At 63.7% G+C, this 10,485-nt stretch carries 13 protein-coding genes; 12 read left to right on the top strand and 1 reads right to left on the bottom strand.

The window, feature by feature from the left end; all coding sequences use genetic code 11:
* The first annotated feature begins 13 nt into the window (after positions 1-13).
* The 6 genes from AC0L3C_RS10445 to AC0L3C_RS10470 all read left to right on the top strand — a co-directional run bounded on the left by AC0L3C_RS10445 (position 14) and on the right by AC0L3C_RS10470 (position 5,662).
* Positions 14-1,216, top strand: a complete 1,203-nt coding sequence (locus AC0L3C_RS10445; protein ID WP_473407866.1) for an ABC transporter substrate-binding protein — start codon at positions 14-16, stop codon at positions 1,214-1,216.
* Between the two features lie 152 nt (positions 1,217-1,368).
* Positions 1,369-3,258: an ABC transporter permease gene (locus AC0L3C_RS10450; RefSeq protein WP_473407867.1), complete on the top strand. Its 1,890-nt coding sequence runs from the start codon at positions 1,369-1,371 to the stop codon at positions 3,256-3,258.
* Positions 3,255-4,046, top strand: a complete 792-nt coding sequence (locus AC0L3C_RS10455) for an ABC transporter ATP-binding protein (RefSeq protein ID WP_473257653.1) — start codon at positions 3,255-3,257, stop codon at positions 4,044-4,046. Before AC0L3C_RS10450 ends, AC0L3C_RS10455 begins: the two co-directional genes overlap by 4 nt.
* Complete coding sequence (locus AC0L3C_RS10460) at positions 4,043-4,747, top strand: ABC transporter ATP-binding protein (RefSeq protein WP_027569464.1); 705 nt, start codon at positions 4,043-4,045, stop codon at positions 4,745-4,747. Before AC0L3C_RS10455 ends, AC0L3C_RS10460 begins: the two co-directional genes overlap by 4 nt.
* A 26-nt stretch (positions 4,748-4,773) precedes the next feature.
* Positions 4,774-5,229, top strand: coding sequence for a MarR family winged helix-turn-helix transcriptional regulator (locus tag AC0L3C_RS10465; RefSeq protein WP_473257651.1), 456 nt, complete (start codon positions 4,774-4,776; stop codon positions 5,227-5,229).
* Positions 5,230-5,272: 43 nt separating this feature from the next.
* On the top strand, positions 5,273-5,662 hold the full coding sequence (locus AC0L3C_RS10470) for a hypothetical protein (RefSeq protein WP_473407868.1): 390 nt from the start codon (positions 5,273-5,275) through the stop codon (positions 5,660-5,662).
* A gap of 57 nt (positions 5,663-5,719) precedes the next feature.
* Here AC0L3C_RS10470 and AC0L3C_RS10475 read toward each other — a convergent pair whose 3' ends face one another.
* Entirely contained in the window at positions 5,720-6,916 is a 1,197-nt protein-coding gene (locus AC0L3C_RS10475) for an amidohydrolase family protein (protein ID WP_018459312.1), read from the bottom strand.
* 156 nt (positions 6,917-7,072) lie between these two features.
* On the opposite strand from AC0L3C_RS10475, the gene AC0L3C_RS10480 reads away from it, so the two are divergent.
* From AC0L3C_RS10480 to AC0L3C_RS10505, 6 genes are all read left to right on the top strand, one after another.
* Entirely contained in the window at positions 7,073-7,846 is a 774-nt protein-coding gene (locus tag AC0L3C_RS10480; protein ID WP_106943076.1) for a ferredoxin--NADP reductase, read from the top strand.
* Between the two features lie 106 nt (positions 7,847-7,952).
* Positions 7,953-8,279: a hypothetical protein gene (locus tag AC0L3C_RS10485; RefSeq protein ID WP_473257645.1), complete on the top strand. Its 327-nt coding sequence runs from the start codon at positions 7,953-7,955 to the stop codon at positions 8,277-8,279.
* 107 nt (positions 8,280-8,386) lie between these two features.
* On the top strand, positions 8,387-9,643 hold the full coding sequence (locus AC0L3C_RS10490) for a cytochrome P450 (protein ID WP_473257643.1): 1,257 nt from the start codon (positions 8,387-8,389) through the stop codon (positions 9,641-9,643).
* 136 nt (positions 9,644-9,779) lie between these two features.
* Positions 9,780-9,959: a hypothetical protein gene (locus tag AC0L3C_RS10495; protein ID WP_473407869.1), complete on the top strand. Its 180-nt coding sequence runs from the start codon at positions 9,780-9,782 to the stop codon at positions 9,957-9,959.
* A gap of 9 nt (positions 9,960-9,968) precedes the next feature.
* Positions 9,969-10,169 carry a hypothetical protein gene (locus AC0L3C_RS10500; RefSeq protein ID WP_473407870.1) on the top strand — a complete coding sequence of 67 codons (201 nt, stop codon included), beginning with the start codon at positions 9,969-9,971 and terminating at the stop codon, positions 10,167-10,169.
* A 3-nt stretch (positions 10,170-10,172) separates the two neighbouring features.
* Positions 10,173-10,485, top strand: a 313-nt coding sequence (locus AC0L3C_RS10505) for a hypothetical protein (protein ID WP_473407871.1), incomplete at its 3' end; no start/stop codon positions are given.

A 10,485-nucleotide genomic window follows, 5' to 3' on the forward strand; every position in this document is an offset into this window, starting at 1 on the left:
AGTGGAGGTTGGGATGCAAGCAAAGAAGTATTTTGTCGGTGCGGCGTTCGCGCTGTTGGCAAGCGGCATGGCTCATTCGGCCCTGGCGCAGGACATCAAGATCGGCGAGATCAATAGTTATTCGCTGCTGCCGGCGTTCACCGAGCCCTATCGCAAGGGCTGGCAGCTCGCGGTCGAAGAGATCAACGCAGCCGGCGGCATCAACGGCAAGAAGCTCGTCGTCGTGTCCAAGGACGACGGCGGCAAGCCGGCGGATGCGCAGACCGCGGCCAACGAGCTGGTGTCGAGCGAGGGCGTGGCGATGCTGACGGGTACGTTCCTGTCGAACATCGGTCTTGCGGTCAGCGATTTCGCCAACCAGAAGAAGGTGTTCTTCCTGGCGGCCGAGCCTCTGACGGACGCCATCACCTGGTCGAAGGGCAACAAGTACACGTTCCGACTGCGTCCTTCCAATTACATGCAGGCGGCGATGCTGGTGGAAGCAGCCAGCAAGCTACCGGCAAAGCGCTGGGCGACGATCGCGCCGAACTATGAATACGGCCAATCGGCGGTTGCCGTATTCAAGAAGCTGATGTCGGAGAAGCGGCCCGACATCCAGTGGGTCGACGAGCAGTGGCCGCCGCAGGGCAAGATCGACGCCGGTCCGGTGGTGCAGGCGGTTGCCGCGGCCAATCCGGAAGCGATCCTCAACGTCACCTTCGGCGCGGATCTCGTCAAGCTCGTACGTGAGGGCAACACCCGCGGTCTGTTCAAGGGACGCGAGGTGGTCTCGTTCCTCACCGGCGAGCCCGAATATCTCGACCCGCTCAAGGAGGAGACGCCCGAGGGCTGGATCGTCACCGGCTATCCCTGGTACTCGATCAAGACGCCCGAGCACGACGCGTTCCTGAAGGCCTATCGGGCCAAGTACAACGACTATCCGCGCCTCGGCTCGATCGTCGGCTACCAGACCATCAAGTCGGCTGCGGCGATCCTGGCGAAGGCCAATTCGACCGATCCGGAGAAGCTGATCACTGCGGCGGAAGGACTGTCGATGCCGTCGCCGCTGGGCGAGATCACCTTCCGCAAGATCGATCACCAGTCGACGCTTGGTGCCTATGTCGGCAAGACCGCGCTGAAGGACGGCAAGGGCGTGATGGTGGACTCGTCCTACAAGAAGGGCGCGGACTATCTGCCAAGTGATGCCGAAGTCGAGAAGCTGCGTCCGAAGGATTGATGCAAAGAGAGACCGGGGCCTCATGGTTCGAGACGCGCGGCGCAGCCGCGCCCCTCACCATGAGGGTCCCGGACCTCATCCTGAGGAGGCGCGTAGCGCCGTCTCGAAGGATGAAGCCCAATATTGAGAACTATGCTTAACCCGGACCGCCGATGGCCTTTTACGTCGTACAGTTTCTGACCGGTCTCGCGAGCGCAGCATCGCTGTTCCTGGTGGCGTCGGGCCTGTCGATCATCTTTGGCGTGACGCGGATCGTGAATTTCGCGCATGGTGCCTTCTACATGATCGGCGCCTATATCGCCTTCACGCTGACGGAGCGCCTATCGGGGACGTTCGGCTTCTGGGGCGGGATCGTCATCGCAGCGCTTGCCGTGGCGGTGATCGGCGTCATTGTCGAGATGGTGCTACTCCGGCGCATCTATCACGCGCCCGAGCTGTTCCAGCTGCTTGCGACCTTCGGCCTGACCTTGATGGTCGAGGACCTGGTCGTCCTGATCTGGGGCCCAGACGATCTCGTCGGGCGCCGTGCACCCGGATTCAAGGGGGCGATCGACTTTTTCGGCCAAAACATCCCGAGCTATGATTTGTTCCTGATCGTGCTCAGCCCGGTCGTGCTCGGCATTCTCTGGCTCCTGTTCCAGCGCACGCGCTGGGGCGTGCTGGTGCGCGCAGCGACGCAGGACCGCGACATGGTCGCAGCGCTCGGCGTCAATCAGAAATGGCTGTTCACGAGCGTGTTTGCGGTCGGCGTTTTCCTCGCCGCTCTCGGCGGTGCGCTCCAGATCCCGCGCGATGCCGTGCATCATGCGATGGATTTGCGCATCATCGTCGAGGTCTTCGTTGTCGTGGTGATCGGAGGCCTCGGCAGCATCATCGGTGCTTTCGTCGCAGCGGTGCTGGTCTCCGAGCTCAATGCCTTCGGCATCCTGATCTTTCCAAAAATCTCCATCATCCTGGTCTTCCTGGTGATGGCGGCGGTGCTGATCGTGCGGCCCTGGGGCCTGTTCGGCAGGCCCGAGGCGCCGGCGCGCAAGACACCGGGCCTCACCGTCAATCCCTGGCGGCCGCTGACGTCGCATGAGCGGGTTGCTGCGCTTGCAGCGCTTGTCATCGCGGCGACGCTGCCGCTGTTTGCCGGCAACTATGCGCTGACCGTCGGCTCGGAGATCGCGATCTCAGTGATCTTCGCCGTCAGCCTGCATTTCCTGATGTCGGTCGGCGGGCTTGCCTCCTTTGGTCACGCCGCCTATTTCGGCCTCGGCGCCTACGGCGTCGCTTTCCTCGCCAAGATGGCGGGACTGCCGATGATCGTCTGCCTCTTACTCGGTCCGCTGCTCGGCTGCATGGGCGCTGCCGTGTTCGGCTTCTTCGCGGTACAGCTCTCCGGCGTCTATTTCGCCATGCTGACGCTCGCCTTCGCGCAGATCGTCTGGTCGATCGCGTTCCAATGGGTGAGCGTCACCGGCGGTGACAACGGCATTCTGGGCGTCTGGCCCGCGAGCTGGGCCGCGAGCCCATCGCATTTCTATTGGCTGTCGCTCGGCGTTGCGGCGCTCGTGACGATCGCGTTGCGGGCGATGGTGTTCTCGCCGTTCGGCTATGCGCTAAGGGCGACGCGCGACTCGCTGCTACGCAGCGAAGCGGTCGGCATCAACGCCAAGCGCATCCAGTGGACGGCCTTCGTGATCGCGGGCACGACCGCGGGCATCGGCGGTGCGCTGTTCGCCTACCTCAAGGGCAGCGTCTTCCCGGAGAATCTCGGCATCTCGCTCTCGGTCGATGCGCTCGTCATGGTGCTGCTCGGCGGCGTCGAGACGGTCTCGGGCGCGGTGATCGGCGCCATCGTCTACAAGGCCTTGAACATCTGGCTGGTCAGCCAGACCGATCTGTCAAAACTCGTGCTAGGCGGCTTCATCGTTCTGATCGTCGTCGTCTTCCCCAAGGGCATCGTCGGTATGCTGGAGATGCTGGCGCAGCGCCGCAGGAAAGCATCGCCGCCGGGATCACCCTTGCTTGCCAAGCCGATCGAGTCCGCCGAATGAGCGTCGCCCCACCACTTCTCGCGGTCGAAGGACTGACCAAATCCTATGGCGGCGTGCACGCCGTGCGCGGCGTCTCCTTCTCGTTGAGATCAGGCGAAATCCTGGCGCTGATCGGGCCGAACGGTGCGGGCAAGAGCACCTGTTTCGACATGCTCAACGGACAGAACAAGCCTGATACCGGCCACGTCCGCCTGCTCGGCGAGGACACAACCGGCAGGAAGCCGCGCGAGATCTGGCGGATGGGCGTGGGCCGCACCTTCCAGATCACCGCGACCTTCGCGACCATGACGGTGCGGGAGAATGTGCAGGTCGCGCTGATCTCGCACGGCAAGCAATTGTACAATCTTTGGGGCTCGGCGCCGAACTTCGACCGCGGCGAAGCCGGGCGACTGCTCGAGCTGGTCGGCATGGGCGGCTATGCGGATCGCCCTTGCGGCGAGCTTGCCTATGGCGATCTCAAGCGGCTCGAGCTTGCCGTCGCGCTCGCCAACCAGCCAAAGCTGCTGCTGATGGACGAGCCGACCGCCGGCATGGCGCCGCGCGAGCGCGTCGACTTGATGCGACTGACCGCGCAGATCGCCCGGGAAAAATCGATCGGCGTTCTCTTCACCGAGCACGACATGGACGTGGTGTTCGAGCATGCCGATCGTATCATCGTGCTCAACCGCGGCACGCTGATCGCCGAGGGCTCGCCCGCCGAGGTCCGCGGCAATCCGCAGGTGCAGGCGGTCTATCTCGGCGAGGGCCTGCTTTACGAGGCCGGGCATCGCGAGGGAGCATCGGCATGAAGCTCACGGTGCAGGACCTCAATAGTCACTACGGCCCGGCCCATATCCTGTTCGACATCGGCTTCGAGGTCGGCGAGGGGGAAGTCGTGGCGTTGCTCGGCCGCAACGGCGCCGGCAAGTCGACGACGTTCCGTTCGATCGTCGGACTTGTCGCGCAGCGCTCGGGACGGATCATGTTCGAAGGCAAGGACGTCTCGGCACGTCCCACACATGAGATCGTGCGGGATGGGCTTGGCTACGTGCCGGAGGAGCGGCGCATCTTCACTGATTTGACGGTCGAAGAGAATCTGGAGGTGGGCCGCCAGCCGAAGCGCCCGAACGCGCCGCACTGGACCCGCGACAAGCTGTTTTCGTTGTTCCCAAACCTCGGCGAGATGAAAAATCGCCCGGGCGGGCGCATGAGCGGCGGCGAGCAGCAGATGCTCACCATCGCACGCACACTGATGGGCAATCCGTCGCTGGTGCTGCTGGACGAGCCCTCGGAAGGCCTGTCGCCGAAGATCGTGGAGCAGATGGTCGATGCCATCCTGACCATGAAGAAGGAGGGCGTCAGCATCGTCGTCTCCGAGCAGAATCTGCACTTTGCGCGGCTGATCTCCGATCGCGCCTATATCATCGAGCGCGGCCGCATCTGTTTCGGCGGCACCATGGCCGAGCTCGACGCGCGTCCGGATATCCGCGACGCACATTTGTCGTTGTGAAGGCAAAGGGCAAGGGTATCGAGCGGATGGCGAGAAGCGTCGCGGCGAAGAAAAGCGTCAAACCAGCAAAGCCGCCTTACGTGCTCGATGAGCAGGTTGGCTTCATCCTTCGCCAGGTCTGGCAGCGCCACAGCGCGATCTTCTCTCGCGAGATCGGCACCAATATCACGCCGACGCAATGGGCAGCGCTATCGAAGCTGGCCGAGGCCGGGCCATGCTCGCAGAACCAGCTCGGGCGCCTCACGGCGATGGATGTGGCGACCATCAAGGGCGTGATCGATCGTTTGACGGCGCGCGGCCTCACCGAGACCAGCCAGGATCCCGAGGACGGACGACGGCTTCTGGTCAGCCTGACGCGCGCGGGGCAGCAGCTGGCGGAAAAGGTCGCTCCGAATGCGCTCGCGATCACACGGGAGACGCTGGCCCCGCTCGAGGCAAGGGAGCGCGATATGCTCATGGCGCTGTTGAACAAGCTGCGGTGAGGCGCGACTAACCTCGATGAAGGTCTTGTCGAGGTTTTTCGGTATGAGAGCGGCGACCCGCTTTGCGATGGTTCTGAGTATGAGTGCGGTGCTGGCGGGCCAGTGTGCGCCCGCCCTGGCGGCGCAAGCCTATGAGGGGTTCTGGGCGTCAACCAAAAAGGACTGCCGCGACCAGGACAGCGCCAACCGCATGAGCATCGAGGGCGGCAACCGCCTCTATTGGTACGAGACCAGGTGCCGCGCCAGCGAGATCACCGCCGATGGAAAGCTCAGCTGGAAAATGAAGCTCGCCTGCGAAGGCGAGGGCGAGAAGTATCGCTCTAGTCCCCGGGTTTCCATTGCCGCGGATGGCAAGCTGGTGATGGACAACAGCCCGGTCGGGCCAGGCAAGCGCCAGACCTACGTGCGTTGCGAAATCGCAAAGCGCCGTTGATTGGGTGATCAGCTTTTCCCGAGGGACCGCGCGGAGCGGTGAACCGCTCCGGCTGCGTCACTTCGCCACCACCTCCGGCACCCGGCCGGCCGGCGGGGTGTTGCGGCTGCGCTGCGTGCGCACGATACCATCGATGATGGTCATACCGATGCCGGGGAGGTCGCCGAGCTGGACGCTGTCCAAAATGTTCTTGCCGGCCGAATGCTGCGCCTTGTCCATGATGACGAAGTCGGCGGAACGGCCGACTTCGATGAGGCCGCAATCGAGCTCGCGCATCCGCGCCGTGTTGCCGGTGGCAAGGCAAAACGCGACCTCGGCCGGTAGGTCGCCAAGCGAGGACAGCATCGACACCATGCGCAGAATGCCGAGCGGCTGCACGCCGGAGCCGGCCGGCGCATCGGTGCCGAGGATGACGCGGTGCAGATCGCCCATCTCGCGCGCAATGCGCAACGTGAACAGCGCCGAGCGCTCATTGCCGTTGTGCACGAGCTCGAGGCCGCGCTTGCAGCCCTCGCAGATGCAGCGGATCTGATCGTCGGGAAGCGCCGTGTGGCCACCATTGATGTGGCCGACCACATCGGTGTCGGCCTCCAGCACCACGTCCTTGTCGATCAATCCGGAGCCGGGGATCGAGGGACCGCCGGTGTGGATGGTGCTCTGGATGCCATATTTGCGGGCCCAGCCGACCATTTTTCGCGCCGTGGGGCCGTCCTTGACGCCGCCCAGGCCGACTTCGCCGAGCAGCTTGACGCCGGCTGCGGCCAACTCCTTGAAGTCCTCCTCCACCATCTCGCATTCGATCACAGGCGCGCCGGCGTGAACCTTCACCCCGCCGGGCCGCAGATTCCAGAATGCGCGCTGTGCGAAGATGGCCATCGCCTTCAACCCGACGACGTCGCGCGGGCGGCCGGGCATATGCACTTCGCCGGCGGAAATCATCGTGGTGACGCCGCCATGCAAATTGCTGTCGATCCAGCCGATCTGGTTCTGGCGCGGCGTCCAGTCGCCCGCAACCGGGTGGACATGGCTGTCGATCAGGCCGGGCGCCACCGTGGTGCCGTTGGCCTCGACGATGGTGGTCGCGCCTTCGGTGTTGAGGTCCTTGAAGCGGCCGATCGCGGTGATCTTGCCGTTCTCGGCGACGATGGTGTCGCCGTCCAGGATCGGCTTTTCCAGCGCGCCGGACAGGATCAGGCCGATATTGCGGATCACGAGCTTCGAGGGTCCGGTGGCCTGGGGTGCGTCATGCGCCATGGAATGGGTCCTTGTCCTTAACTGCAACGCTTCCGATCTTGGGCAGCCTTGACCGCGGGATCAAGCCGGATTATTCATTAGTATACAAATGATCGTGTACAAACGACGCATAGCTGCCGCCTTGAAAACCGCCACGACACGCCACGGAAGGGTGAGATGAGCAATTTCAATCAGGAAGCCGTTTTAAGCGTCCACCACTGGACCGACACGCTGTTTTCCTTCAAGACCACCCGCAGCCCGACCTTCCGCTTCCGCAACGGCGAATTCACCATGATCGGGCTCAAGGTCGGCGAGAAGCCGCTGCTGCGGGCCTACAGCGTCGCCAGCGCCAATTACGAGGACACGCTGGAGTTCTTCTCGATCAAGGTGCCGGACGGCCCGCTCACCTCCCGGCTCCAGCATCTGAAGGAAGGCGACGAGATCATCGTCAGCCGCAAGGCCACCGGCACGCTGGTCATCGACAATCTGGAGGACGGCCGCAACCTCTACCTCATCGGCACCGGTACGGGCCTTGCGCCGTTCCTGAGCGTGATCAAGGACCCCGAAACCTACGAGCGGTTCGAGAAGGTCGTGCTGCTGCACGGTTGCCGGCACGTCAAGGAGCTCGCCTATGGCGAGATGATCACCGAAACGCTGCCCAAGGACGAGCTGATCGGCGAGTACATCCGCAATCAGTTGATCTACTATCCGACCGTGACGCGCGATCCCTTCCGCAATCGCGGCCGCATCACCGACCTCATCACCTCGGGCAAGCTGTTTTCCGATATCGGCCTGCCGGCACTTGAAGCCGCCCACGACCGCGTCATGATCTGCGGCAGCCCGGCGCTGGTGGCGGATACGCGCGTGCTCCTCGGCGAGCGGGGGCTTGTCGAGGGCAATCACGGCGAGCCGGCCCAATTCGTGGTCGAAAAGGCCTTCGCCGAACGCTAGGCCCGGAATTTTCACGCAATAAGACCGTATTTTCGCCGCCGGACGCCCGTTGCGGCGCCGATTCGGCGCGCGATACACTGCGGGAGCGAATCAGCGGAGTTCCCACATGGTTGCGGACAGCGACAGCAACATCGCCTGGCACCGGGTTCAGTTGAAGAAGAACCGCGCCGAGCTGAAGGCGCTCGAGACCGCGCGCTTCACGATGGGCGAGATCGCGTCTTCGAAGCGGAACGGCCAAACCCAGAAGGCGGTCGGGGAACTCAAGCGCAAGATCGCGCAGTCCGAGCGCGCCATCGCCGATCACGACAAGCGCACGCGCCGTCCGCTCACTACCGACCTGCAGAGCCTCAGCAACGGCAGCTGGAGCAATTGGGACGCTTACACCAATCAGCAGCAGCGCAAGATCGGCCCGCGCTCACCGGGGCGGGGGTAGACTCGTCGTCGCTACGCCAGCGCTGCCGAAGCGAAGTTCCGTACCCCTTGCGCGGGCAATGACGCGCACCATTTCGGTGAGGCGCCATCAACCGCTCCGGTGATCACATGGCACCACGCCTCGATTTCACCAGCGAGGCTTTCTTTCGCGATCCGCCCAAGGCGATCGCAACGTTGCGCATGTCCGGTCCTGTGGTCGCGGCGCGATTTCCGTTCGTCGGGGATGTCTGGATCACCACGACCCATGAGGCCACGGCGCAAGTCCTGAAGGACGGCACCAGTTTCACGCTGCGCAAGGAGGATGGCAACGTCGCAGGTTTGCGCTGGTGGATGCCGAACTCCGTTAGAACCATCGCCAACAATATGCTGACGATGGACGAGCCCGACCACACAAGGCTGCGCAGCATCGTGGACGAGGCGTTCCGGCGCCGCGCGATCGTCGCGATGGAGCCGCGCATCCGCGCCATCGCGGACGGTCTCGCCGACGAGCTGTTCTCGGCGGGAAGCCCGGCCGATCTCGTGCAGCGCTACGCCCGCATCCTGCCGCTCGCGGTGATCTCCGAGCTGCTCGGATTGCCGCTGGCCGATCGCCCTCGCTTCATCGCCTGGGCCAATACGATGTCCTCTCTCACGAACGTTGCCAGCTTCTTCCGCCTGCTGTTCGCGTTCCGCAAGATGCGAGCCTACCTCGAACGGCAGTTACAGATTGCGCGGGTGCGGGGCGGCGAGGGCCTGATCGCGGAGCTGGTCCAGGTCGAGCGCGAGGGCGGCCAGATCACGCCGGACGAAATGGTGTCGATGGTGTTCCTGCTGCTCGCGGCTGGCTCCGAGACCACCACGCATCTCATCAGCGGTTCTGTCTACGAACTCCTCAGAAATCCCGGCGTCCGCGACTGGCTGGCCCAGGACTGGAGCCGCGTCGGGTTCGCGGTGGAGGAATTCCTGCGCTTCGTGTCGCCGGTGCAGTTCTCCAAGCCGCGCTATGTGAGGCGGGATATCGAGCTCGCGGGCGTGCGTCTCAACAAGGGCGATCGCGTCATGGTGATGCTCGCCGCCGCGAACATGGACCCGGCGATGCATGAGCGTCCCGAGAGCCTCGATCTCGCGCGCAAGCCGAACCGTCACATGTCCTTCGGAACGGGCATCCATTTCTGCCTCGGTCATCAACTTGCGCGGATCGAGGCCGCGTGCGCTCTGGAAGCGCTCTTTGTGCGATGGCCAAAACTTGGCTTTGCTGTGGACGTGTCTCAGATCCACTGGCGCAAGCGACCGGGCATGCGCGCGATCGCGAACCTCCCTGTCGTGCCGGACGGTCACGGAGCAGCTGGATCGATGATGGTTCGTTCCCAGCCAGCGGCTTACTGAGCCTTATACCCTTGCGGAATTTCTCTGCATTCGTCGGTAGGAACGGCATGCCGTTGCTCTGGTTGTTTCTGCGACATCAAAAGCCGCGATGAGTTCCTCCGGTCGATGTCGCAGACCAACAACAGGAGACAGCATCATGACCGGCAAGATGCCACCTGTTCCCGCCGAGAACCAAAGCCCGAAGGGAACCGGCGACAGCAAGCAAGTGTCCTCGACTGCCCGCGGCCAGCAGCGTGCGCAAAATCCGGACCAGCATGGGCAGCAAGGCAACGCCAAGCAGAACACCACCAACCAAGGCTATCAGCAAGATCGCTGAGGAGGGGACATGTCGACGTCCACCAAGACACCGAACAGCATCCGCCAAGGCGGACCGGGCGCATCGCATGAGAACGCGAAGGCACCGCTTGAAGTGAAGAAGCCACCAGCGGACGAGCCGCAGCGCAACCACAGCCGCGTATCCGGCGGAGGTGGTGAGCACGATTCACACCACAGGCATGACGAGGCCGGAAAAGGCGGAGGCAAGTGAGACATGACCAATAAGCAACCCAAACTCGACGCACCGACTGAAAAGGATCTGCGCGAAAATCCCCTGATCGGCGGATCGAAGGGCGCAACGATGGCCGGTATCTCGCCTGAGGACCTCGAGGACGCTCTGGGCGAGAACACGATCGAAGGCGATGTCGACAACGACGTGAACGCCACTGGCGGCATCGACAAGGACGTGGCGCGCCCGGGCGCGCCGCCGCCCCCCCCCCCGCCCACGAGGGGCATATTCGCGCCCGCGCACAGCTTGACGATCTCCGCGACCTCCTGCGTGGTTTCAGGGAAGACGACGATGTCGG

Source organism: Bradyrhizobium sp. WSM4872 (genome assembly GCF_055811715.1).

Bases quoted from the DNA above. Each gene is read 5' to 3' on its own strand.
- AC0L3C_RS10445 (WP_473407866.1), top strand. From the start codon at position 14: ATGCAAGCAAAGAAGTATTTTGTCGGTGCGGCGTTCGCGCTGTTGGCA.
- AC0L3C_RS10450 (WP_473407867.1), top strand. From the start codon at position 1,369: ATGGCCTTTTACGTCGTACAGTTTCTGACCGGTCTCGCGAGCGCAGCA.
- AC0L3C_RS10455 (WP_473257653.1), top strand. From the start codon at position 3,255: ATGAGCGTCGCCCCACCACTTCTCGCGGTCGAAGGACTGACCAAATCC.
- AC0L3C_RS10460 (WP_027569464.1), top strand. From the start codon at position 4,043: ATGAAGCTCACGGTGCAGGACCTCAATAGTCACTACGGCCCGGCCCAT.
- AC0L3C_RS10465 (WP_473257651.1), top strand. From the start codon at position 4,774: ATGGCGAGAAGCGTCGCGGCGAAGAAAAGCGTCAAACCAGCAAAGCCG.
- AC0L3C_RS10470 (WP_473407868.1), top strand. From the start codon at position 5,273: ATGAGAGCGGCGACCCGCTTTGCGATGGTTCTGAGTATGAGTGCGGTG.
- AC0L3C_RS10475 (WP_018459312.1), bottom strand. From the start codon at position 6,916: ATGGCGCATGACGCACCCCAGGCCACCGGACCCTCGAAGCTCGTGATC.
- AC0L3C_RS10480 (WP_106943076.1), top strand. From the start codon at position 7,073: ATGAGCAATTTCAATCAGGAAGCCGTTTTAAGCGTCCACCACTGGACC.
- AC0L3C_RS10485 (WP_473257645.1), top strand. From the start codon at position 7,953: ATGGTTGCGGACAGCGACAGCAACATCGCCTGGCACCGGGTTCAGTTG.
- AC0L3C_RS10490 (WP_473257643.1), top strand. From the start codon at position 8,387: ATGGCACCACGCCTCGATTTCACCAGCGAGGCTTTCTTTCGCGATCCG.
- AC0L3C_RS10495 (WP_473407869.1), top strand. From the start codon at position 9,780: ATGACCGGCAAGATGCCACCTGTTCCCGCCGAGAACCAAAGCCCGAAG.
- AC0L3C_RS10500 (WP_473407870.1), top strand. From the start codon at position 9,969: ATGTCGACGTCCACCAAGACACCGAACAGCATCCGCCAAGGCGGACCG.